The organism is Streptococcus mitis (assembly GCF_965111735.1).
Lineage (GTDB): Bacteria > Bacillota > Bacilli > Lactobacillales > Streptococcaceae > Streptococcus > Streptococcus mitis_DR.
Genome location: NZ_OZ217346.1, coordinates 1253740 through 1278795 on the forward strand (window position 1 = coordinate 1253740; position 25056 = coordinate 1278795).

At 37.7% G+C, this 25056-nt stretch carries 27 protein-coding genes, 1 tRNA gene and 3 pseudogenes; 5 read left to right on the plus strand and 26 right to left on the minus strand.

Annotated features, from left to right (window positions below; translation table 11 throughout):
* Nucleotide 1: 1 nt before the first annotated feature.
* A complete protein-coding gene (locus ACLV7W_RS06090) occupies nt 2-1759 on the minus strand; it encodes an ABC transporter ATP-binding protein (RefSeq protein ID WP_049510003.1) in 1758 nt (585 codons plus the stop codon).
* Between the two features lie 226 nt (nt 1760-1985).
* Between ACLV7W_RS06090 and ACLV7W_RS06095 the strand changes: the two genes are divergently transcribed.
* Nucleotides 1986-2948 carry a helix-turn-helix domain-containing protein gene (locus ACLV7W_RS06095; protein ID WP_049510005.1) on the plus strand — a complete coding sequence of 321 codons (963 nt, stop codon included), beginning with the start codon at nt 1986-1988 and terminating at the stop codon, nt 2946-2948.
* An 889-nt stretch (nt 2949-3837) separates the two neighbouring features.
* Here the strand turns inward: ACLV7W_RS06095 and ACLV7W_RS06100 are convergent.
* Nucleotides 3838-4404 (minus strand): PBECR4 domain-containing protein, encoded by a 567-nt coding sequence (locus ACLV7W_RS06100; RefSeq protein WP_124787607.1) that lies wholly within the window; start codon nt 4402-4404, stop codon nt 3838-3840.
* 337 nt (nt 4405-4741) lie between these two features.
* Between ACLV7W_RS06100 and ACLV7W_RS06105 the strand changes: the two genes are divergently transcribed.
* Together ACLV7W_RS06105 and ACLV7W_RS06110 are read left to right on the plus strand one after the other, a co-directional pair.
* Nucleotides 4742-4906 (plus strand): hypothetical protein, encoded by a 165-nt coding sequence (locus tag ACLV7W_RS06105; protein WP_023396273.1) that lies wholly within the window; start codon nt 4742-4744, stop codon nt 4904-4906.
* 1 nt (nt 4907) lies between these two features.
* A complete protein-coding gene (locus tag ACLV7W_RS06110; RefSeq protein ID WP_411865632.1) occupies nt 4908-5519 on the plus strand; it encodes a hypothetical protein in 612 nt (203 codons plus the stop codon).
* A gap of 135 nt (nt 5520-5654) precedes the next feature.
* On the opposite strand, the pseudogene ACLV7W_RS06115 reads toward ACLV7W_RS06110, so the two are convergent.
* From ACLV7W_RS06115 to ACLV7W_RS06215, 21 genes and pseudogenes are all read right to left on the minus strand, one after another.
* Nucleotides 5655-5735, minus strand: a pseudogene (locus ACLV7W_RS06115) (IS200/IS605 family transposase); the annotation flags it as partial.
* Nucleotides 5736-5801: 66 nt separating this feature from the next.
* A pseudogene (locus tag ACLV7W_RS06120) lies at nt 5802-6332 on the minus strand (nucleotidyl transferase AbiEii/AbiGii toxin family protein); the annotation flags it as partial.
* Nucleotides 6332-6922: a type IV toxin-antitoxin system AbiEi family antitoxin domain-containing protein gene (locus ACLV7W_RS06125; RefSeq protein ID WP_411865633.1), complete on the minus strand. Its 591-nt coding sequence runs from the start codon at nt 6920-6922 to the stop codon at nt 6332-6334. The pseudogene ACLV7W_RS06120 and the gene ACLV7W_RS06125, both read right to left, overlap by 1 nt.
* Nucleotides 6923-7005: 83 nt before the next feature.
* Nucleotides 7006-7593, minus strand: coding sequence for a CPBP family intramembrane glutamic endopeptidase (locus ACLV7W_RS06130; RefSeq protein WP_411865634.1), 588 nt, complete (start codon nt 7591-7593; stop codon nt 7006-7008).
* A 2-nt stretch (nt 7594-7595) separates the two neighbouring features.
* Entirely contained in the window at nt 7596-7829 is a 234-nt protein-coding gene (locus tag ACLV7W_RS06135) for a hypothetical protein (protein WP_000840776.1), read from the minus strand.
* Nucleotides 7830-7841: 12 nt separating this feature from the next.
* A pseudogene (locus ACLV7W_RS06140) lies at nt 7842-8223 on the minus strand (hypothetical protein).
* Nucleotides 8216-8665: a hypothetical protein gene (locus ACLV7W_RS06145; protein WP_061841655.1), complete on the minus strand. Its 450-nt coding sequence runs from the start codon at nt 8663-8665 to the stop codon at nt 8216-8218. The pseudogene ACLV7W_RS06140 and the gene ACLV7W_RS06145 overlap by 8 nt, the downstream one beginning before the upstream one ends.
* Complete coding sequence (dcm, locus tag ACLV7W_RS06150; RefSeq protein ID WP_261009039.1) at nt 8649-10007, minus strand: DNA (cytosine-5-)-methyltransferase; 1359 nt, start codon at nt 10005-10007, stop codon at nt 8649-8651. Before dcm ends, ACLV7W_RS06145 begins: the two co-directional genes overlap by 17 nt.
* Nucleotides 10008-10105: 98 nt before the next feature.
* Nucleotides 10106-10885: a replication initiator protein A gene (locus ACLV7W_RS06155; RefSeq protein ID WP_023916188.1), complete on the minus strand. Its 780-nt coding sequence runs from the start codon at nt 10883-10885 to the stop codon at nt 10106-10108.
* Nucleotides 10882-11055 (minus strand): hypothetical protein, encoded by a 174-nt coding sequence (locus ACLV7W_RS06160; protein ID WP_023916187.1) that lies wholly within the window; start codon nt 11053-11055, stop codon nt 10882-10884. Before ACLV7W_RS06160 ends, ACLV7W_RS06155 begins: the two co-directional genes overlap by 4 nt.
* Before the next feature lie 208 nt (nt 11056-11263).
* A complete protein-coding gene (rlmD, locus tag ACLV7W_RS06165) occupies nt 11264-12625 on the minus strand; it encodes a 23S rRNA (uracil(1939)-C(5))-methyltransferase RlmD (protein ID WP_411865635.1) in 1362 nt (453 codons plus the stop codon).
* A gap of 73 nt (nt 12626-12698) precedes the next feature.
* Nucleotides 12699-13673 carry a DUF1002 domain-containing protein gene (locus tag ACLV7W_RS06170; protein WP_042751122.1) on the minus strand — a complete coding sequence of 325 codons (975 nt, stop codon included), beginning with the start codon at nt 13671-13673 and terminating at the stop codon, nt 12699-12701.
* A 73-nt stretch (nt 13674-13746) separates the two neighbouring features.
* Nucleotides 13747-14361 (minus strand): cell wall hydrolase Pmp23, encoded by a 615-nt coding sequence (gene pmp23, locus ACLV7W_RS06175; protein ID WP_000476378.1) that lies wholly within the window; start codon nt 14359-14361, stop codon nt 13747-13749.
* On the minus strand, nt 14361-15335 hold the full coding sequence (locus ACLV7W_RS06180) for a nucleoid-associated protein (RefSeq protein WP_411865636.1): 975 nt from the start codon (nt 15333-15335) through the stop codon (nt 14361-14363). Before ACLV7W_RS06180 ends, pmp23 begins: the two co-directional genes overlap by 1 nt.
* Nucleotides 15336-15342: 7 nt before the next feature.
* Nucleotides 15343-16599: a serine hydroxymethyltransferase gene (gene glyA / locus ACLV7W_RS06185; protein ID WP_411865637.1), complete on the minus strand. Its 1257-nt coding sequence runs from the start codon at nt 16597-16599 to the stop codon at nt 15343-15345.
* Between the two features lie 49 nt (nt 16600-16648).
* Complete coding sequence (locus ACLV7W_RS06190; RefSeq protein WP_411865638.1) at nt 16649-17080, minus strand: GNAT family N-acetyltransferase; 432 nt, start codon at nt 17078-17080, stop codon at nt 16649-16651.
* Nucleotide 17081: 1 nt separating this feature from the next.
* On the minus strand, nt 17082-17684 hold the full coding sequence (locus ACLV7W_RS06195; RefSeq protein WP_061589704.1) for an L-threonylcarbamoyladenylate synthase: 603 nt from the start codon (nt 17682-17684) through the stop codon (nt 17082-17084).
* On the minus strand, nt 17668-18504 hold the full coding sequence (prmC, locus tag ACLV7W_RS06200; protein WP_411865639.1) for a peptide chain release factor N(5)-glutamine methyltransferase: 837 nt from the start codon (nt 18502-18504) through the stop codon (nt 17668-17670). Before prmC ends, ACLV7W_RS06195 begins: the two co-directional genes overlap by 17 nt.
* Nucleotides 18504-19583, minus strand: coding sequence for a peptide chain release factor 1 (prfA, locus tag ACLV7W_RS06205; protein WP_001028815.1), 1080 nt, complete (start codon nt 19581-19583; stop codon nt 18504-18506). Before prfA ends, prmC begins: the two co-directional genes overlap by 1 nt.
* 9 nt (nt 19584-19592) lie before the next feature.
* Nucleotides 19593-20072 (minus strand): GNAT family N-acetyltransferase, encoded by a 480-nt coding sequence (locus ACLV7W_RS06210; protein ID WP_153209472.1) that lies wholly within the window; start codon nt 20070-20072, stop codon nt 19593-19595.
* On the minus strand, nt 20062-20661 hold the full coding sequence (locus tag ACLV7W_RS06215) for a thymidine kinase (protein ID WP_000068144.1): 600 nt from the start codon (nt 20659-20661) through the stop codon (nt 20062-20064). The genes ACLV7W_RS06210 and ACLV7W_RS06215 overlap by 11 nt, the downstream gene beginning before the upstream one ends.
* A gap of 123 nt (nt 20662-20784) precedes the next feature.
* Between ACLV7W_RS06215 and ACLV7W_RS06220 the strand changes: the two genes are divergently transcribed.
* A complete protein-coding gene (locus ACLV7W_RS06220; RefSeq protein ID WP_001117401.1) occupies nt 20785-20967 on the plus strand; it encodes a 4-oxalocrotonate tautomerase in 183 nt (60 codons plus the stop codon).
* Between the two features lie 135 nt (nt 20968-21102).
* Complete coding sequence (mnmE, locus tag ACLV7W_RS06225) at nt 21103-22476, plus strand: tRNA uridine-5-carboxymethylaminomethyl(34) synthesis GTPase MnmE (RefSeq protein WP_411865640.1); 1374 nt, start codon at nt 21103-21105, stop codon at nt 22474-22476.
* Between the two features lie 46 nt (nt 22477-22522).
* Here mnmE and dapA read toward each other — a convergent pair whose 3' ends face one another.
* The 3 genes from dapA to ACLV7W_RS06240 form a co-directional block, all read right to left on the minus strand.
* Nucleotides 22523-23458, minus strand: coding sequence for a 4-hydroxy-tetrahydrodipicolinate synthase (dapA, locus tag ACLV7W_RS06230; protein ID WP_112443646.1), 936 nt, complete (start codon nt 23456-23458; stop codon nt 22523-22525).
* Nucleotides 23459-23514: 56 nt separating this feature from the next.
* Nucleotides 23515-24591, minus strand: coding sequence for an aspartate-semialdehyde dehydrogenase (locus tag ACLV7W_RS06235; protein WP_050390811.1), 1077 nt, complete (start codon nt 24589-24591; stop codon nt 23515-23517).
* 380 nt (nt 24592-24971) lie between these two features.
* Nucleotides 24972-25044, minus strand: a tRNA-Thr gene (locus tag ACLV7W_RS06240).
* Between the last annotated feature and the right edge of the window lie 12 nt (nt 25045-25056).

Genomic DNA, 25056 nt, shown 5'->3' on the forward strand with positions numbered 1-25056 from the left:
TTTAACCTCCTATCTTCCAATTTACGGATTTTTGATATTCTTCCCAAAGTTTTTTGTAATGCCCACTCATACCGATTAAATCTGAATGCTTGCCTTCTTCTACAATTTTCCCCTTATCAATAACAAGAATTTTATCCGCATCTACTACTGTAGATAATCTATGAGCAATCATCAATGTTGTCTTGTTTTTTGATAGCTTCTTAAAAGACTCTTGAATCAAATGTTCATTTTCAGGATCTGCAAAGGCTGTAGCTTCATCTAAAATGATAATATCTGCATCTTTCAAAAAAGCTCTCGCTATAGAAATCCTTTGAGCCTCTCCTCCTGAAAAATATGTGCCTTTAGTTCCGTAAACAGTATCAAGTCCTTTATCTAAATTTTTAATAATATCTTTAGACCCTGAATTGATTAAGGCATTGTCAATTTCTTCATTAGTTGCATCAGGCTTTCCGATTAAAAGATTATCTCTTAAACTCATTTTAAATAGTTTAGAGTTTTGAAAAACAAAAGCAATTTTTCTCATTAAAGCCTCTTTTTCAAAATCTTTTATATTAATTCCTCCAATATAAATTTCACCTGTTTTAATATCGTAAAATCGTGCAGCAAGCCTTGCTATAGTAGTTTTACCACTGCCTGATGATCCGACTAAAGCAACTCGTTCTCCTTTATTCACCTTAAATGAAATATCGTCTAATACATTTTCATCTTCATAAGAAAAGCTTACATTTTTAAACTCTATCCCAACATCAGAACTTGTTTTATTTCCATAAACAAAATCATCAAACTCAAGTATATTTTCAATTTTATCTAAAGCAAGTTCTGCAAAATAACTGTATTGTGTAATCGTCGCAGTTCTCATAATAAAAGTAGCAAATGCCGGTCCTATTAGGAAGTAAATAACAGAATCTGCAACTACATTAGATAAGTTTCCATTAAATTTTATTAAGAGTAATGCCACAGGTACCAAGAAAAATGCCGTCGATGTAGAAACGGTTTCAAACCACGACATTTTATTCGTATAACTCATAGTAAGCTTAAGTACATTGTCTTTTGTTTTTATGATTAACGAATATAACTTATCAAAGCTCTCAACACTTTGTGCAAATGTTTTAACAACAGGAATTCCTCGAACATATTCCACAGTCTGAGAGGATAAATCGGAAAGTCCTGCATAATACTCATCCTTCATTTTTTTTGTTTCGGTTGTCATCATAGATGACATCAATGTCATACCGATAATCATCGGTATCATACTGGCAAGTCCTAACTTCCAGTTAAACACGAAGAAAAATACAAGCAGGACGATTGGCGATATAATGGTCATCGCCATATCAGGAAGTTGATGCGCTATAAAAGAATGGGTTTCAGACGCTCCGGACACAATTACATTTCTTATCCTTCCGCTTTCTTTGTCATCGAAATACCCAAGCGGTTTGTTTATTAGTTTTGTTACGGAAGTCTTAATAATGTTATCTTCCACTTCAAATGCAAAAATATGGGATAAAATTAAACCTATTAGGTATATAAAAAGCCCCAGAACGGCAAAGACTGCTGCATAAATTGAATTTTCCTTTACATAATCAAAATTCACCATCCCATTTAAAATTAAGTTATTTACAATTCTATGAATATATACCATAGGCATCAAAACCATGACACCTGATACAGCAGACATAACAATAGCAATATAGAGTAAAAAACTTTTTTCACCACCGTAAGCCATTAGTCTTTTCAGTATTGATTTCTTCTTATCCTTCACTGAACAACTCCTCCTTTTTTTAAAATTAGCAAACCCTATAAATAGCCTTTTTAGACTGATTTTAGAGGCTTGTTTTCAAACTCTTTTGCAATACGCATAGTTTTTCTTGTTTTTATTTATCATTTATTTTATAATAAATGAGGATTTCAATCAATTAGATATGGCTAAATAAGTCTATTCGGGATAATGTCTATTCGGGATAAAATATAAAGCACGGAGGTATAATATGAGTGATTTTTATAACTTTGTTAAAAACTTTTTTTCTACAGATGAATCTATCGATAATACAAAATACTCCACTGTAGGACATGAATTCCGTTTTAGCACGGATAATGCAGAAGGCATATATTGGTTTTACGAGGGCGATAATTTCACTATTGATATTTATGATGTTTTCATAAAAAAAGAAATTATCCATACAAGTTTTTCTGGTTTGAATAATTTCTATTCCCTTTATTTATCTTATTTAGTTACAGCAAACGGTGAATGTTTTAATCCTTATCAAAATCTTTCTTCAAATTCACTTTATACTATAAATACAAAAAATTCTAAAGACTTTAGGTTTATACTTCACAAAAACTCTCCTTATTTAGGAATCGGTATAAATTTCAATCAGTCCATGATAGAGCAATGCCTGTCCTCTTATAAGAATAAAGTCTGTAACTATGAAGATTTATTTTTTAATACCAGCATTATAATAAACAAGCCTTTAGAAAGAATCGCAAAAGATATCCTTAATTGCAAGATGGCATCTCCTGCTGCTGAAATCTTTTTTGAGTCAAAGGCAAAGGAATGGTTAAGTATTACAATAGACTCTTTTTTAAATAAGTACAGCAATCCACTATCTATTGCCGATGATGAGGCTTTGAAAAATGTCGCCAATTATATAGACGATCATTATGCAACATCTATCTCACAGGATACTTTAGAAAAAATATCCACTATGAGCGGCACAAAACTAAAAAAGTTATTTAAGCAAAAATATCAATGCACAATTACAGAATATACTCAAAGACGGAGAATGAATATGGCGGAATTACTCCTACTGAACTCTACCCTTAAAATTCAAGATATAGCAGAGGCTGTAGGATATTCCTCTCACAGTAAATTTAGTACATGCTTCAAAAAATATAAGGGATTTTATCCCAAAGACATAAAAAAATATGCGAAAAATAATCTTTCTGATTAAATACATAAGGATTTAACTTTGGGGACGGTTGAGTTAGACCTTATTGGATAATGTTAAAGTCATAATTGGTAAACCTAAATAAATTATACGTTTAGGTCTTGTTATTATCTTGTAAAATCAGTAAAGTAGCTAATTCTACTATTTTTAGGGAGTTAGTCACAAAGAAAATCAAACAGTTAGACTGACTGTTTGAGTATGAAAAAAGCAGATAAAAAATCCCTTGAGTAAATAACTTAGGGGATTTTAAAGGTTGGGATAGGGTATTGAAAAGCTCGTACAAAGTATAATAAAAATCCCCACCAAATTTTGAAAATCTATTGAAATGTATTGAAGTTTATTAGCAGAATACATAAGTGGAAAGCTTGATTTTAATACATTTAGAAGATTAATGAAAAAGAAATATCACACTTTCATTCTTATTAAAATCCTTATAACTGTATTTTGAATGATTTTCCCCAATCAAGCATCCCTCTCTCTTATAAAATATATACATTCAGTTGTATGAAATGTAATATTGTTCTTATCAGACTTGAAACTTTTACTAATCCAACTATTTATCTTACACATTTATTTTAAACCTACAGTATCCTATTTTCTTAATATTCTACAGTGTAACACTGCATTTATATTATAACGCTAATATGTTCAGAAAAGAAATACTTTGTAAGTCAATGTCTGTTATAACGGAAATTGTTAGAGATGTCTATCATAACAGAAATTGAGATAATGTCCATAACTTCCCTGAAGATAAATTATGTAATCACAAACTATTTCATATCCAATCTAGTGTAGGTTGTTTAGAGCATATCATCAACAAAAAAAGAACGAGCCAAAACTGCGTTCTCCTTATAATGATAAAATATGTTTTATGCCACAAAAGATATGTAAACTAATCTTTTAAATAATAAAAAAGTTCCGACGTTTGTAAATGTTTTGAGTAAATTGAAATTACTTTTTGACCTTTTGGAAATACTGTCTTTCTCTTCAAATCTAATAAAGATTGAGGAACAATTTTCCTTGATGTCTCTTTCAATGTTAATGCTAGTATCTGTTTTCTTGTACGTAGAGCATAATCAAACTCCAAATACAAATAACGTCCTGAACCAGTTAGATGAACATGGTTTCCCAATAACTCCTCAATGGATCCTAAAACTTGCAACTTTTGCATCGTGGTTCCATCTTTTTTTATTTTCAACTCATCAATTATGACATGTCTATTTAAACAATCATCAAAGAAACTGCCTGCACCTTTTAGGTAATCAACACCACATAGGTGCATGAAATTAGTAGGTGAAAAATGAAGTTCAACACTTTCTATTTCCGTTTCATAATACATGATTTTGCCAACAAAGTGTTCTTTAAAAAAAGAAGCCGCAATTTGTAACTGAGTAAAAAAACGCTGAAGTTTTATTTTTTCGGTGTAATTTGGATTACGATAATCTCTAGAATTTTCCATATTTTCCTCACAAAAAAGGTGGTTTACAGAGTCTGTAAGCCACCTAGTCAGTCGGTTTATTCTGGTGTCTGCCACCGCTTGGCCCTTACGTCCAAGATTGCTATCGGATTTCGTTCTGGTGTCCGCCACCGCTTGGCCCTTATGTCCAAGATTACTATCAGATTGACCATGAGCCGACCACTCATTTACACCATTATTCTAACGAATATGAGCTACAAATGCAAGAGAAAAACTTATTTTGGATTTATACACTATAGAAAACATACACTATCTTTAGATTGAACTTTTGTTCAAAATAAGCTATAATGAATTTAAGTAGAAACAGGAGGTAGAACAAATGGCTACAATCAGTTTAACACGTGATATAAAACTAACAAACGAAGATGCTCTAAAAATTCTTAATCATAAACCATCTAAAAAGCTACAAGCAGTCTTGAAATCTATTGAATCACAAAACGCTACCGCTCCAACGAAAAATAAACTCATTTCAAAGTATCTGTAAGATGACAATTCAAGTAACACCACTTAAACAATATCTTGAAAATATTCAAGTGCTGGCTCCTGATAAAACTGAGAAACAAGTTCAGGAGCTATTTAAAACTATCATTTTAGAAAATGTTAATTTCAACGGTAATGAAGAGATGTTGACTTATCTATCTGATAAAGCTCCCAATTTTGAAAAACAACATCGTTCTCGTAATTTTATCGTTGAAGAAACTGAAACAAATAACATCATAGGATTCTTTAGTTTATCTCTCAAAGTTGTTGATATTTCTGATTTAGAGAAATCCTTAAAAAAGAAACTCGTCCTAAAAGGGAAAAGTCCCAAAAATATTGATTATCTCCCTGTGTTACTTATCGGTCAATTCGGCAAAAACACAAAGCTAAATAAACTATCAGGACAAGAGTTATTTGAAATTGTAATTCAAAAAATTGAAGAATTTCGAGCAATTGTAGGAACTCAGATGGTATTTTTAGATAGCATCAATCATCCTAAAGTCATTCAATTTTATGAACAGTTCGGATTTGTTGCTTACAGTCAATTGATTAAAGACGATCATCAAGTAAGTTATCAGCCTATGGCATTAAATATGTCACTCTATAAAAAATCATGACCACCCGTCAAACGGGTGGTTTGAATCAGGGCTATAAGCCCAAATTACCAGCCAGCGCCTAAAGACGCTGGCTTTCACGTTGTTCAAGCCTCATTGCTCTTGACACGTCACTTGCCTCTTAAAGAGGCTTTAGTATTACTTACCACTATCCCTAAAGGGATCCTCATATTCTTTTACACTCAATTTATCTAGTGCTATATCATGCTTTACTTGTTCTCAAATTTTCATACTCATGAAGAAATCATCCACTGGATAATTTCTTTAATCTTGAATATATTTCTTATCTAACTTTTCAGCAAGTACAGTCTCTAGATTATATGTCCATATCTTGATGCTTTCATTAGTAAAGATAGAAGTCATTGAATAAGTAATTTCTCTTGGTGTGATCTTATCACCAGTAGTAATATCAATAAAAACAACCTCCTTTAATGTATCAAAAGCTGCATTTAATTTTAATGAAAATCCTCCATATTCATCATCTTGGCGAATAGGCTCTAGCTTATCTACTGAAAATGAAAATCCATCAGTTTTAGAACAAAGAATCTCTTCAAAGATATGAATCAAATTTTCTCTGCTCATTTCGGTTCCCTTCAGAGTGACATCTAAATCCATTGTGGTTCGCTTATCTAGTCCAATCATTTGACCTATTAGATACCCTCCTTTTACAATGAAGGAATCTCTATAAGAACTAGTAGAAATCAGCTTTAACACTTGCTCAATTAAATAATGTTGTTGTACTTGTTGAGCTGGAATTCCCTTATCTTTTGAAATGTTTTTGATTTTTGCTTTAAAGCTATTGGCATTTGAAAACATTAAGATAGTACCTCCGTATAAGATTGTAACTTATCAGTTACCTTAAATAGCTGGGCATAATAAAATAATTTGTGTAAATGAATTTGATTCTGTTGAAAATATTTTTTAAAGGCTGGTGCAATAATTTGAAGATCCACCTGATGAACTGGTCTTAGACATTCAACCAAAACTCGTTCAACTTCATAAACTTTAATAAATTGACCAGGAAGGCGCTCTATTTCAATAATTCCTTCACTATAGTGAGAGCGTAAAATAATAGGACATATATCTGCTTCCTTAATGTTTTTGGTATTCGTACCATAAGGAAAACTCATCGTCATGTTAAAAGGGATAGTCAAAGATAAACCATGTAACCAAAGTGCTGTCTCCAAAGAAAAGATTCCCTTTGGAAATCGATACTGAAGGACAAACCACTCATCTAAATAAATATCAGGTAAGCGATATAACCCTTTTTCTTGAGCATCGATTTTTCCTTCTGTAACCATTTTCAATAAGGTTTTGTAGTGTAAATTTTCATCTATTACTTGTTTAAAAGTTAAAAAGCCATACTGATTGAAAGAGTTCATCAGTTTCTCTCTTTTATCAACCATGTCATTCTCCTTTCTTAGAAACAAAATGCTAACATCTTCTATATATGTTAGCATTTCATTTCCCTAAAACAAGCTAATTTGGTCTAAAAAAGCAACAAAATATAAACCAGTAGATTCCACACCAAATGTAGACCTATACTTCCCCATAAGTCCGATTTATAGCGTACAAGCCCTAAAAACATCCCAAGTGAAACATATAAACACCAAGCTAGAATGGTTCCTGGATGATGAGCTAAGGCAAATAAAACACTTGTCAAAGCAACTCGAATATCTAATTTTCTAACCAAGTTCCATAAAATTTCTCGATACAGAAATTCTTCAACCATACTCGCATTGATTAAAAACAATAAAAATGAAAACCAAGGAACTTGATGTTGAAGCCCAATTAAGTTTGCTTGATTCGTGGTTCCTTGTGCATGGATTAGACTAAAATATAGACTTATAATCAGTAGGCTAGCTAATCCAATACCAAACCATTTCATCCTAGATTTCATATCGATCTTATGCACTTGTTTACGTTGGCCATACATCCATAAAAAAGAAATGAGTGACGCTCCATAGAGAATCTGTAGTATAGTTAACTCACCGCTACAAAGAAATTTCAGTAAGTATAGAGATACCAATAGGACATTTACTTGTTGGAATATATAAACTGGAATTATTCTTTTCATAGTTACCTCCGAAATAAATCTTCATAATCTAAATCTAATACCTGCACAATCCTTTCTACCCATGGACTTTGAGGCATTCGTTGTTCCATCTTGTAGTGACGAATCTTTTGATACAAACGATTCAATTCACTTGGATAGTGAAACTCTCCCGCAAACATTTTTCTGGTTAACTCAATCCAGCTGATATTTCTTTCAGCCAAAATAATGGACAAGTTCTCCCAAAATCGTTCAGCCATATTGCTTCTCCTTTAACTTGATAAATAATGTGTTTGTGCCATGTAAATCAATTGTTTCGTATCTCTTGGCAATAAAGCTCTAGCCTCCTCCAGATTCAGATTTGGATAAACTCGCTTATTTGAAATCGCAAGAGGAAGTCTGATGGTTAGTTCAGGATTTTTTTAATATCATCTCGATGAAATCCGTTAATCTTAGATTGTCACGGTTCTTAAATCGCAATAAATTGGGAGATAAAAACTCAAAACAATCTGAAGAATAGCTCATCATTTCAATTAATTTGTCCTTTGTCATTTCAGAAATAGAATGAGGAGTGACCTCTATACCATACTTTTGAAAGAAATCCAAAAGAAGTTGATTTCTTTGGCTATTTTTACTTAGATAGAGATCAATCATGGGATACCTCCCAAAGATTCGGTTCCATTTGATATTCTGATACGATTAAGGAATCTAATAAATTTGCGAAGTTAATCGGTTGCTTGTCTTCATCATAAGCTTTTACAGTTACTTGGGTGGTAAGTATTCCCTCTTTTCCCTCGGCTCGATAGCCTTGTCCATATAAAACAAAAACAAGATTTTGATGATCATCTACAAAGGCATCAGCTCCGTTCTTTATATCCTGACTTTCAAGGAATTCCATAACGTTTTGAAGGTAGGATTCGTAAAATAGGGGGTAGTTGTGTTTTTTATGGTAATCATCTAAAAATGTCACCTCAAACTCACATGGATAATTGGGCATCAAAAATATTTGTTCATCCAGCTGTCTGATTTCTGCATCATGTAATTCTGTTTCTAATTCATCACAATCTAGTATTGACTCTTTATTTAAAGCTTTCATCTTTTTCCTCGATTTCTTTTAATTTCTTTGCGATTGTGGCAATCACAGGAACGGTTACACTATTACCAGCTTGTTTATAGAGCTGACTATTACTAGAGACTTTTCTAGCAGCTTCAAAAGCCCAATCAGGAAAGCCCTGTAGGCGAAAACACTCTTTAGGAGTGATTCGTCGTATTCTCAAACGGTAAAATTGTCCATCTATCAAGACACCGGCTACTTGATAAACTTGCTTATCTTCTCCTTCATAGCTAGCCACTACTACTCCCATTTGACCACTAGTTGTTAACGTATTCGCTATGCCTTTTCCAACTCTACCACGACGATACTGAGAACTTGGTCTTTCTAAATTGATTGAATCCCCAATCTCTGCTTGAGCATATCCTTTTTTCGTTGCCTCTCGGACTTTTAGAAATTGGATTGGTTCTGGAATCAGTATTTTGGGGATTTTATCTCCACCTTGCATCGTAGTCAGTGTTGGAGATAAGCCCTCACTTCCATAGACGCGACCTGTTTCCTTAAAGCTAGTTGGTAAATCTCCAACAACGACAATACCATGGCGATCCTGAGTATTTAAAGTAAACATTGGCTCTTGATTATCCTTGAAACGTCTACCATTTTGTCTTTTTTCTAATCTGTCTGGTGTCATACAAGGAATCGCAACTTTAAATCCTTCTCCTTTTCCACGAACTAAGGTTGGCGCAAGACCTTCTGAATAATAGACTTTACCACTCATTCCACTTTTTGATGGATTCAAATTCCCTAATATTTTTAAAGTCTCAGAGTTAGTTGCTTGACCTTCTCGTCTGAAAGGAAATAAGAGTCTGGTACATCTCTTTCTAGAATGTCCGATAATAAACACCCTCTCTCTGTTTTGGGGAACGCCAAAATCCTTACTGTTAAGCACCTGCCACTCAACATCAAACCCCAACTCATCAAGTGTGGTAAGGATTGTGGTGAACGTCCGTCCCTTATCGTGATTGAGTAGGCCTTTAACATTTTCAAGAAAAAGAAAACGTGGTTGGATTTGTTTGGCCGCCCGAGCAATTTCAAAGAACAAAGTTCCTCTAGTATCTTCAAATCCCAATCGTCTTCCTGCGATTGAAAATGCTTGACAAGGGAATCCCCCACAGATGACATCGACTTTCCCTCTAAGTTTTTTAAATTCGTCATCTGAAACATCTCGTATGTCATGAAATTCTATTTCTCCTTCCGTTTGAAAAATGGACTTATAAGATTTCCTAGCAAATTTATCAATCTCACAAAATCCAATACACTCGTGTCCAACACTTTCCATTCCAAGTCTAAATCCACCTATACCTGAAAATAAATCAATAAATCTCATTTCTTTATACCCCCTTTCTGATCGACTATCAATGTCCAAAAAGTCACACCACTTGAAATGACAATGAGCATAACTAATATCCACTCGATTGGCGACATTTAACCACCTCCTTTTCTAACACGGTTATTCCAAACGGAATACAAGCCATTAAACACAAATTCAGCAAGTACTTCCGCTCGTCTAACAAAGCGAACATTATCTAGAGCATATTGATAGATTCTCTCAAAATCAGTCATAGCTATATCACTGGCTGTTTCAGAAAAACCCTCTCGTCTAAATTGATCTTGTACCAATCCCCAAATATACTCTCGATCATATTTTGTGACCTTTTCTACTTTTCTTCTCAAGATAGGTTGAGTATTCCTTTCTTCCTCATCCTCAATAAATAAAGAATCAGTCTCACTATATTTAGTCTCACTAACTTCAGTCTCACTAGAGGCTGAATGTGAGACGGGGCCCGTTTCATTTTCAACCTGCCCTAGTCTTTTTTTAACACTAGGCCTGTTTGAATTAGCTACTGGGGTAGAAGACAACTCCCCTAAATAAATCTTATTAGCTAGTCTTCCTTTCTCACTTGAAGACTGTTGAACTTCATCAATTAAGTCATATTCTTTAAGAGTTTTTTTGATGGACAGTAATTTTGACTTAGAACAACCTAACAGCCTCATCAGTTTAGAATTAGAAAATACTAAATAAACCGCCCCTTCTTCATCTATCCAACCACGACTAAGAGATAATTCTAAACGATCTTTTAAAATAGAATAAGCCACCTTTACTTCTAATTTCATATCCATATATTTCTCATCCTCAAAAAGAATTTTAGGTAATTTATAATACCGTTCTGAAGTTTGGTATTGATTTGCCGTAATTCGTTTCATAGCGTTCCTCCAAGTTCTTTGAGTATTAAATCTCCACTTGATTCCAATTGAACCAAGCCACTTTTTTCTAATTCAGCCATAAGAGAGATGGCTTCAACAATATCAATTCCCATTTCACGTACTAAAAATGAAATGACAATATAGCGTGATGATTGTAATTCTTTTGTCATTTTTCCTCCAGAAAATAAAAAAAGGAGAACAATATACAATTGTTCTCTCTTTAGATAAATATTTATTGTTGTATTCATTTTTCCGATGCGCAAACGACATCTACAAATACATATACATCTATGTGCCTTTTTAGGACTTTATTGACGTCAAAATTGCCTTTATCTACAAAGACAAAATGCTTGTAAAATAGCTTAAAATCAAGGATTTTCACCCTTTTTTTCGTTGTAGCAACACTACACACTCCACGTGATGCGTTTGCGGAAAAAGATCAACCGGCTGTACTTTATTCAACTCGTATCCCAATTCTCGGTAGAGTTTGATATCACGTGCCATGGTTGCGACATTGCAGGAGATATAGGCAATACGATTTGCTCCTGTTTGGCTACTTGCCTTGATAAAGCTTTCTGTAAGCCCCTTGCGTGGAGGATCAACCAAGATAACGGTTGGTTGAATTCCCTCCTTGAGCCAATTTTTCATAGCATTTTCAGCTGTGTCACAGACATAGTGGGCGTTTGAAATATTGTTCAGCTGAGCATTCTTTTTACTATTCTCAACCGCTTCTGGAATTACCTCAACACCATAAACTTCTTTGACATGTTTTGCAACAGAGAGGCCAATCGTCCCGATACCAGAATAGGCATCAATGACCACATCATCTTCTTTTAATTCAGCAAAGTCAATAGCTGTTTGATAAAGTTTTTCAGCCATTTCAGTATTGACTTGGTAAAAAGCGGGGCCAGCGATTTGGTAGTCATTTCCCAACATCTGGTCAGTGATAAAGTCTTGTCCATAAAGTGTGCGCCATTCCTTACCAAAAATTGCATTGGTGTTCTGGTCATTGATATTTTGCATAACAGACACAATCTCTGGGAACTGCTTGATTAGTTGTTCAATCAATTGCTCCACACGAAAAACTTTGGGACGAGTTGTTACCAAAATAACCATGATTTGTCCTGAATAATGTCCGCGACGCACCACAAGGTTTCGAATCAAGCCAGATTGTTCCTTTTCATCATAAGGTTTCAAATCATAACGACGGATCAAGTCGCGTAGGGCTACTACTACCTCATCAATCACAGGATCTTGGATAAAGAAATCTTCTAGAGGCATGAGGTCATGGGAATTTTTACGGAAAAATCCTGTTTCCAAGACACCATTCACTCGACGAACAGGGACCTGCGCCTTATTGCGGTACTTGACTGGATGTTCCATACCTAAAGTTTCAGCAACCTCTATATCATCAATTCCAGCAATCTTATATAGACTATCCTTAACTTGCTTGGTTTTAAATTTGAGCTGTTCTGGATAGGCAAGATGCCCTAAATCAGCGATTCCTGAACGCAGGTAAGCCAAATCTAAATCTTGATTACGGTGTGGTGACTGGATAAGGTATTCTTCAACTTTCCCAAAACCAATCTTTTTATTAACCTTGAGGACACGCATAAGGATTTTTTCACTCGGTAAAGCATTCTCAACAAAAAATACCAAACCATCTACCTTGGCAACTCCTGCACCTTCATGGGTCCAGTCAACAATTTCAACTTCTACAATATCATTTTTCTTTAACATTCTCTTCTCTTTCTATTGGCCAACAAAAAAGACGGCAACGTTACGGTTACCATCTATTATACCATGAAATTTCTTAAGAACCAAAACTCTTGAAGAAGTTGACAATGGCTTGCCAGAGGGAGCTTAAGAAGTTACCACCGTCCTCTAGCGCCTTATCCGCATCAAAGTTAAGGTTAATATTTTTAAAGCTATCGCCAGCTTGTGAAACAATGCTTTGTTTAAGGTCATTCAGGGTTTTAGTGAAGTCTGCATTGCTGAGGATATCACTTTTTGAGAGATTTAAAGCAAAATTGATGATGATATTGATCTGGTTTCCTGTTATAACCTGATCAAGTTTGTAATTTTTTAAGGTATCTTCAACGATTTTGCGGACATCTTCCTCTGTCAGATTTCCCTTACTTTCTTTAGCTTTGGCAAGTCCTGACTTGATATCGGCTAGGGCAACATTTAATTTATTAGCATCATAGCCTGACTTGTCCTTGTTTTCAGCATTGATATCTGACAAAGCCTTCAACTCTTCTTGAGCCAAATCTTTGTTGGCTTGTGGTACCTTGGCTCCGTTAGCCTCTAGCGAATAGTAAATCCCGGCTAAGGCACTCTCACCTGTAACTGGAATAGGTGCTGCTACAGTGATTTTGGCGTGTTCCACACCCAAAGTTACGGCTGCATTTCGGTACATATCCTGAGTCACCTTAGTGATGTTTTCTGGTGTTTCAATCTTGACCTCAAGTGGCGACTTGTCACCTAGTTTTTGAATCTTGGCTGATGAATACAACTGTAAACTAGAGTCATTAGCAACATTCATAATCTTAGAATAGACATCAGGTGTCATGGTTTTGAGTTCTTTGGTGTCTGTTGAGGCATTGTAGCCTAGTTTTTTAAGGGTTTGATTTTTTTGGTCTTCAGATAATGAGGAACCTAGGACATATTCAGGTTGAACATAGGTTTCATCGATGACTTTTTGAACATCAGTTGCTGCATGGGCGCTATTCATAGCTGTTACTGCCCACAAGACCGCAGCACTAGTCAGAAAGAGTTTCTTTCTCATAGGGAATTTCCTCCTTTACCTTTCTAGAGTAATATATCTATCTTAAAGAAAACTTATAACAAAAACACCTGGGCTAGCCAGATGTCGAAAAGAGAGTGAAACATTTGATGATGTAAAGGTTGAGTTGCACCTGTCTAGAATAGTAATAGTTTCCTCCATTTACATAGAGTTCGGCCCCATGAAAAATGGAAATGGGGTGAATATAACTATAAGTCTTTCCAGTGGTATTGCCAAGCAAGGGAGCAACAGTCTCACGAGAGTACTGTTTGGCCAGAGCCAAGGTGTTTTCCTTGCCGTTTTGGGCGATAAAATCGATATAGGCAGGTCCAAAATTATAGGCTTGAACAGCCGTCCAGACATCAACCCCCTTCTTCTGGGCCAGATAGAGATTGTCTGTCAGAGTTTGAACGCCTTGGCGAATGCTAGAGGCATTATCATTGATGGTGTTGGTGGAACCACTTGCAGACTCACTAGACTGCATAACATCGCCTTCTTTTCCTTTTGTTTCAGTATAAATCATAGCGAGCACAAGCTCTTCGTTTGCTGGGGTGTCTTTTTCACTCAAGATCTCTCGCACCATGGGTTGGTAGGTCATGACTTGCTTGACATCTTGGTGAACACGGTAAGCTTTATAGCCAGCAAAAAGGAAGACTGCTAGTACAAGCACTCTTCGAATTCGTTTAAACATTATTTACTTTGAATATCCTCGATATTTTTGATTAAGATAGAGTAGGTTCCATTGTCGTTTTGGATAAACTCAACAGACTCGGCGTCTTGATAGACGTTATTGGGAACGATGAGTTCAATTCCATTTGACAAGGAAAGTTTTTGGTTTTCAAATTTCTTTAATTGGCGACTGGCATCAATTTCATCAAATTGAACAGGTTCTGGGACAGCTTCTTTAACTTGGTCAATAAAGCTCAAACGAGCCGTCAGATTGTTATCAAAAAGGTCATTAGCCAATTTCTCAGGTGACAATTCATTGCTTTCTTCTAGGTTGTTGAAAATCGCTGATTTCACTTTAGATTGAAATTGAAAATCATCTGTGTTAAAAGATTCAGCAATTCTCTGAGCCGTTTTTTCTAGTTCTTTGATAGATTTCTTTGGTGAAATCTTAGGGGCAACGGCAAGAAGATTATCTGAAAAATAGTTCAAAAAAGTCCCGTTATACTTGATTCGTTTTTCAATCAGATGGTACTTGCGGCTCTGAAGATTGACCACCAAGGCCTCATCAGCACCCGTTCCAAATCCAGGCAGGTTATTCTGAGTCAGCTTGATTGGATTATCAACTTCTCCACCGAGGTGGGTCAGGGTCTCACGCAGAGCAATTCGCAAGAAAGCGAAATGTTCCACGCCTTCTTTAGAAAATTGCACAAAAATCAAGTCATTGGTCTTGAGGTTTTCTGAAATGCTGAACTCCTCTTTCCAGAGATTAGCCAGTGTTACTGATGTCTCCAACAAATCGTCTGTGATATGATTGAAGAAGGGATTTTCTTCCTCGAAAATCCCAGTCTTGGCTTCATCTGAATACACACGTTCCACTTTTCTACGCAAGTATTCTTCGATTTTTGGAGTGATATTGAGAAACTTATCCGCTAGAAACAGCTCGGTATCATCCGGGCTAAACTGATGGATAATAGCTTTCTTAATATAAATGTCCATAAAAGTTTTAGTCCTCGTATAATGGGAAGGCATCTGTCAATTCTTTAACTGCACTTCTCACTTCTTCTAAGACAGCTTCATTTTCTGCATTCTTGAGGGTTTTAATAATAAGTTCAGCCACTTTGCGACTTTCTTCTTCACCAAATCCACGTGCAGTAATGGCTGCTGCTCCGATACGAATCCCACTTGTCTTGAATGGTGACAAGCTTTCGTAAGGGATTGAGTTTTTATTTAGGGTGATATTGACTTCATCCAGCAAGTTTTGAGCAACTTTTCCGTTTTCTACAACCTTAGTCACATCCACTAGGAAAAGGTGGTTTTCAGTTCCTCCAGAAATGATACGAAAATCAGGGTCTTGCAAGAAGACATCTGCCATAGCCTTGCTGTTCTTGATAACATTGGCAGCATATTCCTTGAAGGCTGGATCTAATACTTCTTTGAAGGAAACTGCCTTAGCAGCAACAACATGTTCCAAAGGACCGCCCTGAATACCTGGGAAAATAGCTGAATTGATTTTCTTGGCAAGTTCTTCGTCATTGGTCACAATCAAACCACCACGTGGTCCACGAAGGGTTTTGTGAGTCGTTGTTGTAGTGATATGAGCGTATGGCACTGGGCTTGGGTGAAGACCAGCTGCAACCAAACCAGCGATATGAGCCATATCTACCATGAGCTTAGCGCCAACAGCATCAGCGATTTCACGGAATTTTGAGAAGTCGATGATTTGAGAATAGGCTGAAGCACCTGCTACGATCAATTTGGGTTTTACTTCTTGAGCTTGTTTCAAGATAGCATCAAAATCCAAGAGTTCCGTTTCAGGGTCAACACTGTAAGAAACAAAGTTGTAGGTTTGACCTGAGAAGCTAACAGGAGCCCCATGAGTCAAGTGACCACCTGCGGCCAAGTCCATCCCCATAACCGTATCACCTGGTTCAATCAAGGCCATGTAAGCCGCACAGTTGGCTTGGCTTCCTGAGTGTGGTTGGACATTGGCAAATTTTGCACCGAAAATTTCTTTTGCGCGTTCAATAGCAAGAGTCTCTACCACGTCTACCACATCAGTTCCACCATAATAACGGCGGCCCGGGTAGCCTTCGGCATATTTATTCGTCAAGATAGACCCTTGAGCTGCCATAACAGCCTTGGAAACAACGTTTTCCGAAGCAATCAATTCAATGTTGTTTTGTTGGCGTTCCTCTTCTTTGGCAATAGCATTCCAGAGATCAGCATCATAGGCTTTAAAATCATCTTTGTCAAAAATCATAGGTCTTCTCCTTTATAGTGTAACTGGTCCTTTAGTGTAAGAAAATAAACTAAAAGATACGAATAAACCGTTTCTGCACTTTATCACAAGTATAACCAACTTTTTCATAAAATGCATGAGCACCCAGACGATGATCGGCAGAGTTTAAGCGGATAAACTCATAACCACGTCTTTTTGCTTCTTGATCCAACCCTTGCAGTAAGCTTTTACCGATACCTTGACCTTGCGCTTGAGGTAAAACTGCTAAAGCTAAAATATTAAATCCTGCTTTAGAATAAAGTGATTCATAGACCTCAGCGTGTACATATCCAAGCAAGGCATGACTAGCTTCATCCTCATAGCCAAGTAGGAAATGATGTTCATCTTGAGATAATCTAGTTAGTTGACTAGCTGTGTCCTCTGGACTAAAAGAATAGCCCAAAGCCTCTTGGTTGATGTCACATATAGCTTTCACATCAGTTTCTCTTAAATCTCTTAGCATCTCATTCCTCCTCAAAAGAAATCTCTGGCAACCGAGCAAGAATATCTTCTCGCTTAATGGCCCCTTGGCGTAAGATTTTCACCTTGTCTCCAGACAAGTCCAAAATAGTCGAATCTTGTCCAGTTAGAAAAACATCGTCTTCCAGACCCAAAACCTCTTGGTCAAAATCCTTCAGAATCTGATCAAAGGTTACACCACTTGCATGACCTGAGATATTAGCAGACGGCCCAATCAAAGGACCTGTCTCTCTAATCAAATCAAGGGTAATGGGATGACTCGGCATCCGAAATCCCACCGTTGCAAGGCCAGAATTGACCCAATAGGGAACTCGCTCATTAGCTTCTAGAATGATGGTTAAGGGACCTGGTAAAAAGGTCTCTACAAGTTTTTGTAGATAAGTTGGCTGATTCTTAGAAAAGTGCAAGATGTCCTCTAGAGAGGCGATATTGAGGTTAAGCGCCTTGTCTCTTGGACGACGTTTGATCTGGTAAACATGGTCAACTGCTTTTTCGTCTAGAGCCTTGGCAAAGAGACCGTAAACTGTCTCAGTAGGTAGAACGACCGCTCCACCATTTTCCAACTCTTGTCTAATCTTGTTTATCATCAACGACAACCATCCTATCTTGACCAAACTGGTCCTTGAGTGTTCGTACTCGCTTTTCAGGAAGATGTTTCCTAAAAAGTTCAGGAACACTTTGACCTTGCTTGTATCCAATTTCAAGGTAAATCTTACCACCATCTTTGAGATAGTCTGTTGCATCTTCCGAAATTCTACGGTAAATAGCTAGGCCATCCTCGTCTGCAAAGAGAGCTAGATGAGGCTCCGAATGCAAAACATTCAAGCCGACCTCTGACTCATCTTCACGAGAGATATAGGGTGGATTGGAAACAATTATATCATATTTTTCAGAAATTTCTGTAAAACAGTCAGATTTTTTTAAAAATATTTGAAGATTTTGATTTTTAGCATTTTCGTTAGCTAAATCTAAAGCATCTTGGGAAATATCTGCTGCTGTCACTGACCAATCTGGTCTGTTTTTTGCTAGAGCGAGAGCAATAGCTCCACTACCTGTTCCAATATCCAGAACTGAAAGATTCGTCTCAGGATTTTCAGCCAGAATAAGCCCCACCAACTCCTCTGTTTCTGGACGAGGGATCAATACTCGCTCATCAACTGTTAACTGCATTCCATAAAAATCTGTCTGTCCAATGATGTACTGGGCTGGTTTATGAGCTGCTAACTGTTGGAAAATTCCTTTTACAAATTGTTTTTCTTCCTTGTTTACCTCTTGCTGGAGGGCAAAGACAAAATCTGTAAAAGAAAGATTTTTCAGGCTACGATAGACAAAAGAGAGGCTTTCAGCTTCCTCTCCTTGTCTTATCAACTCTTCTTCAAAATCTGAAAATAATTGAGCTAATTTCATTATTTGTTTAATTCTTCTAATTTTTGTGTTTGATCATAGAGCACCAAGGCATCCACGACTTCATCCAATTTACCAGACAAAATGGTATCTAGTTTTTGAAGGGTCAATCCGATACGGTGGTCTGTGACACGGTTTTGTGGGAAGTTATAAGTACGAATCCGTTCTGAACGGTCACCAGTACCGATTGTTGACTTACGCTCAGCGTCTTGTTCATCTTGTGCAATTTGTGCGAAGTGGTCAGCAACACGTGCACGGATAATCTTCATAGCCTTCTCACGGTTTTTCTGCTGGGTACGTTCTTCCTGCATCTCAACCTTGATATTGGTTGGCAAGTGAACGATACGAACGGCAGTCGCAACCTTATTGACGTTCTGTCCACCAGCACCAGAGGCGTGGTAGATATCAACACGAAGGTCTTTTGGATCAATATCGTACTCTACTTCTTCTACTTCAGGCATGACAAGAACTGTCGCTGTCGAAGTATGAACACGACCTTGGCTTTCTGTCACAGGAACACGTTGCACACGGTGGGCACCTGATTCGTACTTAAGCTTAGAGTAAACAGACTGACCTGAGACCATAGCAACCACTTCTTTGAAACCACCGACACCGTTCATAGAAGCTTCCATGACTTCAAAGCGCCAGCCTTGGGCTTCTGCATACTTTTGGTACATAGTTAGAAGGTCTCCGGCGAAAAGTGCCGCTTCGTCACCACCAGCCGCTCCACGAATTTCAAGGATGATGTTCTTGTCATCGTTTGGATCCTTTGGAAGGAGCAAGATTTTTAGTTTTTCTTCGTATTCTTCTTTTTCAGCCTTGGCATCTTTCAGCTCTTGCTTAGCCATTTCTTCCAAATCTGCATCTCCGCCTGATTCCTTAATCATCTCTTCGGCATCAACGATGTTTTGAAGTACTTGTTTGTACTCACGGTAGGCTGTTACTGTGTCACGAGTTGAAGCCTCTTCTTTTGAAAGCTCCATAAAACGTTTGGTGTCTGAAACGACATCCGGGTCACTTAGCAATTCTCCTAATTCTTCATAACGGTCTTCTACAGCTTGTAGTTGATCATAGATGTTCATTTTTTCTCCTTATTTCTCAATTGTTAAATCATAGATTGCTACTACTTCATTCTCGGATATTTCCCCAGTTTCTTTAAATCCATAACTGAGGTAACAGTATCTTGCATGTTCATTTTCTGGTTCATAAGACAACCAAAGTTTATTGCTTAAACCTGCTGGCGCTGTCCGAACATAGTCTAGTACTTTATTCATAATTGGTTTAAAATATCCTTGATTTTGAAAATTCTTATCAATCATAAAACGAAATAGTAAATAATTTCCACTACTAATTCCGATCTTTTTATCATAAGCTATCATCACAAAACCTATAATTGCATCATTATCATAAACTGCCAATGGAGCTACAAAATCTCCATTTTTAGTGTAGACGTATGCTTCAGCTAAACTAATTGCGTTGGTTGCAATGAATTGTTTTTGATATTCCTTGACATCCAAATTCAAAACATCAAAATAATTTTCCATTGTAACATCTCTTAGTTCAATTGTCATAGTTTTGCTCCTTGTTAGAGGTTATCATTGGCGCAAAATAATGTTTACGGCAAACTGAGATATAGGTTTCATTACCGCCAATCTGGATCTGCTCACCATCATAAACGGGCAGTCCATCCTGTGTTCGCAAAACCATAGTCGCCTTTTTCTTGCAATACTGACAGATGGTCTTGATTTCGTCAATCTTGTCTGCTAAGAGCAGGAGATACTTGGAACCTTCGAACAACTCATTTCGAAAATCATTTTTCAAACCAAAAGCCATGACGGGTATGTCTAACTCATCAACAACACGAGCTAGGTCGTAAACATGGTGACGCTTGAGAAACTGGGCTTCATCGACCAAAACACAGTAAGGCTTTTCTGGTAGGTCTCGGATATAGCCAAAGATATCCGTCGTTTCCTCAATCGCAAGGGCAGGGCGTTTCATGCCAATACGGCTCGACACATAGCCAACACCGTCACGCGTATCCAGAGCTGAGGTCATAATGACAACACCTTTTCCTTGCTCCTCATAGTTATAGGCCACTTTGAGAATCTCAATGGTCTTACCAGAGTTCATGGTCCCATAACGATAATACAACTGTGCCATGCTTCTTACTTCACGTCCATTTCTAAATTTTTGCTACATTCTAGTATATCATAATTTTCTTAAGCTTTAAACGGCAAAATGTGGTAAAATAGAAGAAATCAAAAACTAGTGGAGGAATCTATTATGCCATTTGTACGGATCGATTTATTTGAAGGACGCACGCTCGAGCAAAAGAAAGCTCTTGCTAAGGAAGTAACAGAAGCTGTGGTCCGTAACACTGGAGCCCCTCAATCTGCTGTCCATGTCATCATCAACGACATGCCAGAAGGAACTTATTTCCCACAAGGGGAAATGCGCACCAAATAAGTTAGCTTAAGCAGAAATGCTTAGGCTTTTTCAATCTTCAAGTAGCATCCATTGAAGAAATAGTCTAAATTTGTTACAATTTGAAAAGATACTTGGAATATTCCAAGAAAAGAGCTATTAATTAAAGGAAACATTATGATTACACGTGAATTTGATACCATCGCTGCCATCTCGACTCCACTAGGTGAAGGAGCCATTGGTATTGTCCGCTTGAGCGGAACAGACAGTTTTGCGATTGTGCAAAAGATTTTTAAAGGAAAAGACTTGAATCAGGTTGCTAGCCACACTCTTAACTACGGTCACATCGTTGACCCTCAAACTGGTAAGGTCATGGACGAAGTTATGGTTGGTGCCATGAAGTCTCCCAAGACCTTTACTCGTGAGGATATTATCGAAATTAACACTCATGGCGGGATTGCGGTGACCAATGAGATTCTCCAGCTAGCTATCCGTGAAGGAGCTCGGTTGGCAGAACCTGGTGAATTTACCAAACGTGCCTTTTTAAACGGTCGCGTAGATTTGACACAGGCCGAGGCGGTGATGGATATCATCCGCGCCAAAACAGACAAGGCCATGAACATTGCGGTCAAACAACTTGATGGTTCCCTTTCTGATCTTATCAATAATACCCGTCAAGAAATCCTCAATACACTTGCCCAAGTCGAGGTCAATATTGATTATCCTGAGTATGACGATGTTGAGGAAGCCACTACTGCTGTTGTCCGTGAGAAAACTATGGAGTTTGAGCAATTGCTGACCAATCTCCTTAGAACAGCCCGTCGCGGTAAAATCCTTCGTGAAGGAATTTCCACAGCCATCATCGGCCGTCCTAATGTTGGAAAATCTAGCCTTCTCAACAACCTCTTGCGTGAAGACAAGGCAATCGTTACAGACATTGCTGGGACTACTCGAGATGTCATTGAAGAATACGTCAACATCAATGGTGTTCCTCTTAAATTGATTGATACAGCTGGTATCCGTGAAACGGATGACATTGTGGAACAAATCGGTGTCGAGCGTTCGAAAAAAGCCCTCAAGGAAGCCGACTTGGTTCTACTGGTGCTAAATGCCAGTGAACCGCTGACAGCCCAAGATTGTCAACTCTTAGAAATCAGCCAAGATACTAATCGCATTATTCTACTTAATAAAACAGACCTGCCTGAAGCGATTGAAACTTCAGAACTTCCTGAAGATGTCATCCGTATTTCAGTTCTTAAAAACCAAAATATCGATAAGATTGAAGAACGCATTAATGACCTCTTCTTTGAAAATGCTGGTTTGGTTGAGCAAGATGCTACTTACTTGTCAAATGCCCGTCACATTTCCTTGATTGAAAAGGCCGTCGAAAGCCTACAGGCTGTTAACGAAGGTCTTGAACTGGGTATGCCAGTTGACTTGCTTCAAGTTGACTTGACCCGTACTTGGGAAATTCTCGGAGAAATCACTGGGGATGCTGCTCCAGATGAACTCATTACCCAACTCTTTAGCCAATTCTGTTTAGGAAAATAAGAAAAATCCATGATCCTTCTTGCGGTCATGGATTTTATAGTCTTTATTAGTAATCTGGTCTTAAAACACCTGTTACAGTTGCCTTAGTCGCTTCGTAGTCTCCATCTACAACAACCTTGATAATGCGTTTGGCATCTTCTTCTGGTGCTGGAACAAGAGGTAGACGAGTTGGTCCAGCTTCAAATCCCATATAGTTCAGAACTGCCTTAACAGGAGCAGGACTTGGATAAGAGAAGAGGGCATTGACTTTAGGAATGAATTTACGCTGAATAGCCGCTGCTTTTTTCATATCGCTTTCTGCAATTGCAGTGAACATCTCGTGCATCTCATCCCCATTTGTATGAGATGCAACAGAAATAACCCCGTCCGCACCAAGATTCATGGCATGGAAAGCATCTCCATCCTCACCAGTATAGACCAAGAACTCTTCTGGCTTGTGTTCAATCAAGTAAGCCATATTGGCCAAGCTAGTACATTCTTTGACACCAATGATATTTGGATGGTCAGCCAAACGAAGCATGGTTTCCGGAGTTAATTCGACAACCACACGACCTGGAATGTTATAGATGATAATTGGTAGGTCCGAAGCGTCTGCAATTGCTTTAAAATGCTGATACATTCCTTCTTGTGAAGGTTTGTTGTAGTAAGGTACAATAGCGAGTCCAGCAGCAAAACCGCCAAATTCCGCTACTTCTTTGACAAACTCAATAGAGTCACGCGTATCATTAGTACCTACACCCGCAATCAAAGGAACGCGTCCATTGACAATCTTTTGTACAGCCGCAAACAGTTCCAACTCCTCATCATGGGTTAAAGTTGGACTCTCAGCAGTGGTCCCTGCGAGAAGAATTCCATCCGTATGATGGGCCAATAAATGCTCAATCAAGGCTGGAATGGCATCAAAATTGATGGAACCATCCTCATGGAAGGGGGTAATAAAGGCTGTGATGATTTTACACTCTTTTAAATCTTTATAAGACATGAGAAACACCTCTCTATTTCAAAGAAGGAGTTCATCTGAACTCCTAAACGATATGACTATTTTAATTCAAATTTCAATTCGGCCGTTGGACGAACCAAGCCACGTTCATGAAGAGTTTCTGCAATCTGAACTGAGTTCCAAGCAGCACCTTTGAGCAGGTTATCTGAAACAACCCACATGTGAATTCCTTTTTCTGCATCCAAGTCTTTACGGATACGACCAACAAAGGTATCACGTGAACCCACTGCATTAATGGCTTGAGGATAGATTTGATGAGCCACATCATCTTCAAGGACAGCACCTGGGAAAGCTGCGATAGCTGCTTTTACTTCTTCGATTGGAGCCACTTCTTTTGTTTCGATGTAAACAGACTCAGAGTGAGCTGACAAGACTGGAATACGCACACACGTTGCAGATACTGCAATGCTATCATCTTCCATAATTTTCTTAGTTTCCTTAGTCATCTTCATCTCTTCGTAAGTGTAATCATTGTCAGTGAAGACATCGATTTGTGGAAGAGCATTGAAGGCGATAGGATAGTGTTTCTTGTCACCACCTGAAGGCAAGATTTCGGCATGCAAATCACGTGGGGTTACACCATCATTCAAGACTTCACGAAGTTCACGTTGTGTCTCAAGAATTGCTCCCATACCAGCACCTGAAACTGCTTGGTAAGTTGAAACAATGATACGGTCCAAACCCCATTTTTGACGAACTGGCTCAAGCGCCACCATCATTTGGATTGTTGAACAGTTAGGGCAGGCGATGATTCCGTTGTGGGCATCAAGTGCATGAGCATTGACCTCTGGGACAACCAAAGGAACATCTGGATTTTGACGGAAGTAAGATGTATTATCTACTACTACCGCTCCAGCTTTAACTGCGTATGGTGCATACTTAGCTGATGTAGAACCACCTGCCGAAAAGAGAGCAATATCAACTCCTTCAAAAGCTGTTTCAGTCGTTTCTTCAATCGTAATATCTTGGTCTTTAAATTTCAAAGTCTTGCCTGCTGAACGAGCAGAAGCAAGGTAACGGATTTTATCGATTGGAAGTGTTGATTCTTCCAACATTTTTATCATCTGAGCTCCGACAGCACCTGTCGCGCCGACTACAGCAACTGTATATCCCATAAATAACCTCTTTCGGAATTTTCTAAAAATTTCTATAATAGATGTATTATACTACTTTTTCCATGAATTGCAAAGCATTTTCATCAATTTTTGGAAAATAAAAATCCCCAGTCGCTAGACTAGAGACTAAGAGGCATCTTCATGTGATGAGCAGGTTCACACAACTCATCAAGGTCCGCTCCTGCGTTATGACCTCCTTATGCTCAATAGTAGCCCGAAGACTACCTATCGACTCATCGCGCCTATTATATTACTAGAAATAAGTGATTTTGTCAATAAAAAATTTTTGCAGGATGACTTTTATTATACAAAAGTCAGAATTTTTTCTCGCGAGCATAAGAAAAAAACTCTTGTGTTCAAGAGTTTCTCTGTAAATATCATGCTAATTGCCGGGATTGAACCGGCGACCTCATCCTTACCATGGATGCGCTCTGCCAACTGAGCTAAATCAGCTTACTTAAGAAG

Bases quoted from the DNA above. Each gene is read 5' to 3' on its own strand.
- ACLV7W_RS06095 (WP_049510005.1), top strand. From the start codon at position 1,986: ATGAGTGATTTTTATAACTTTGTTAAAAACTTTTTTTCTACAGATGAA.
- ACLV7W_RS06100 (WP_124787607.1), bottom strand. From the start codon at position 4,404: ATGGAAAATTCTAGAGATTATCGTAATCCAAATTACACCGAAAAAATA.
- ACLV7W_RS06105 (WP_023396273.1), top strand. From the start codon at position 4,742: ATGGCTACAATCAGTTTAACACGTGATATAAAACTAACAAACGAAGAT.
- ACLV7W_RS06110 (WP_411865632.1), top strand. From the start codon at position 4,908: ATGACAATTCAAGTAACACCACTTAAACAATATCTTGAAAATATTCAA.
- ACLV7W_RS06125 (WP_411865633.1), bottom strand. From the start codon at position 6,922: ATGGTTGATAAAAGAGAGAAACTGATGAACTCTTTCAATCAGTATGGC.
- ACLV7W_RS06130 (WP_411865634.1), bottom strand. From the start codon at position 7,593: ATGAAAAGAATAATTCCAGTTTATATATTCCAACAAGTAAATGTCCTA.
- ACLV7W_RS06135 (WP_000840776.1), bottom strand. From the start codon at position 7,829: ATGGCTGAACGATTTTGGGAGAACTTGTCCATTATTTTGGCTGAAAGA.
- ACLV7W_RS06145 (WP_061841655.1), bottom strand. From the start codon at position 8,665: ATGAAAGCTTTAAATAAAGAGTCAATACTAGATTGTGATGAATTAGAA.
- dcm (WP_261009039.1), bottom strand. From the start codon at position 10,007: ATGAGATTTATTGATTTATTTTCAGGTATAGGTGGATTTAGACTTGGA.
- ACLV7W_RS06155 (WP_023916188.1), bottom strand. From the start codon at position 10,885: ATGAAACGAATTACGGCAAATCAATACCAAACTTCAGAACGGTATTAT.
- ACLV7W_RS06160 (WP_023916187.1), bottom strand. From the start codon at position 11,055: ATGACAAAAGAATTACAATCATCACGCTATATTGTCATTTCATTTTTA.
- rlmD (WP_411865635.1), bottom strand. From the start codon at position 12,625: ATGTTAAAGAAAAATGATATTGTAGAAGTTGAAATTGTTGACTGGACC.
- ACLV7W_RS06170 (WP_042751122.1), bottom strand. From the start codon at position 13,673: ATGAGAAAGAAACTCTTTCTGACTAGTGCTGCGGTCTTGTGGGCAGTA.
- pmp23 (WP_000476378.1), bottom strand. From the start codon at position 14,361: ATGTTTAAACGAATTCGAAGAGTGCTTGTACTAGCAGTCTTCCTTTTT.
- ACLV7W_RS06180 (WP_411865636.1), bottom strand. From the start codon at position 15,335: ATGGACATTTATATTAAGAAAGCTATTATCCATCAGTTTAGCCCGGAT.
- glyA (WP_411865637.1), bottom strand. From the start codon at position 16,599: ATGATTTTTGACAAAGATGATTTTAAAGCCTATGATGCTGATCTCTGG.
- ACLV7W_RS06190 (WP_411865638.1), bottom strand. From the start codon at position 17,080: ATGCTAAGAGATTTAAGAGAAACTGATGTGAAAGCTATATGTGACATC.
- ACLV7W_RS06195 (WP_061589704.1), bottom strand. From the start codon at position 17,684: ATGATAAACAAGATTAGACAAGAGTTGGAAAATGGTGGAGCGGTCGTT.
- prmC (WP_411865639.1), bottom strand. From the start codon at position 18,504: ATGAAATTAGCTCAATTATTTTCAGATTTTGAAGAAGAGTTGATAAGA.
- prfA (WP_001028815.1), bottom strand. From the start codon at position 19,583: ATGAACATCTATGATCAACTACAAGCTGTAGAAGACCGTTATGAAGAA.
- ACLV7W_RS06210 (WP_153209472.1), bottom strand. From the start codon at position 20,072: ATGACAATTGAACTAAGAGATGTTACAATGGAAAATTATTTTGATGTT.
- ACLV7W_RS06215 (WP_000068144.1), bottom strand. From the start codon at position 20,661: ATGGCACAGTTGTATTATCGTTATGGGACCATGAACTCTGGTAAGACC.
- ACLV7W_RS06220 (WP_001117401.1), top strand. From the start codon at position 20,785: ATGCCATTTGTACGGATCGATTTATTTGAAGGACGCACGCTCGAGCAA.
- mnmE (WP_411865640.1), top strand. From the start codon at position 21,103: ATGATTACACGTGAATTTGATACCATCGCTGCCATCTCGACTCCACTA.
- dapA (WP_112443646.1), bottom strand. From the start codon at position 23,458: ATGTCTTATAAAGATTTAAAAGAGTGTAAAATCATCACAGCCTTTATT.
- ACLV7W_RS06235 (WP_050390811.1), bottom strand. From the start codon at position 24,591: ATGGGATATACAGTTGCTGTAGTCGGCGCGACAGGTGCTGTCGGAGCT.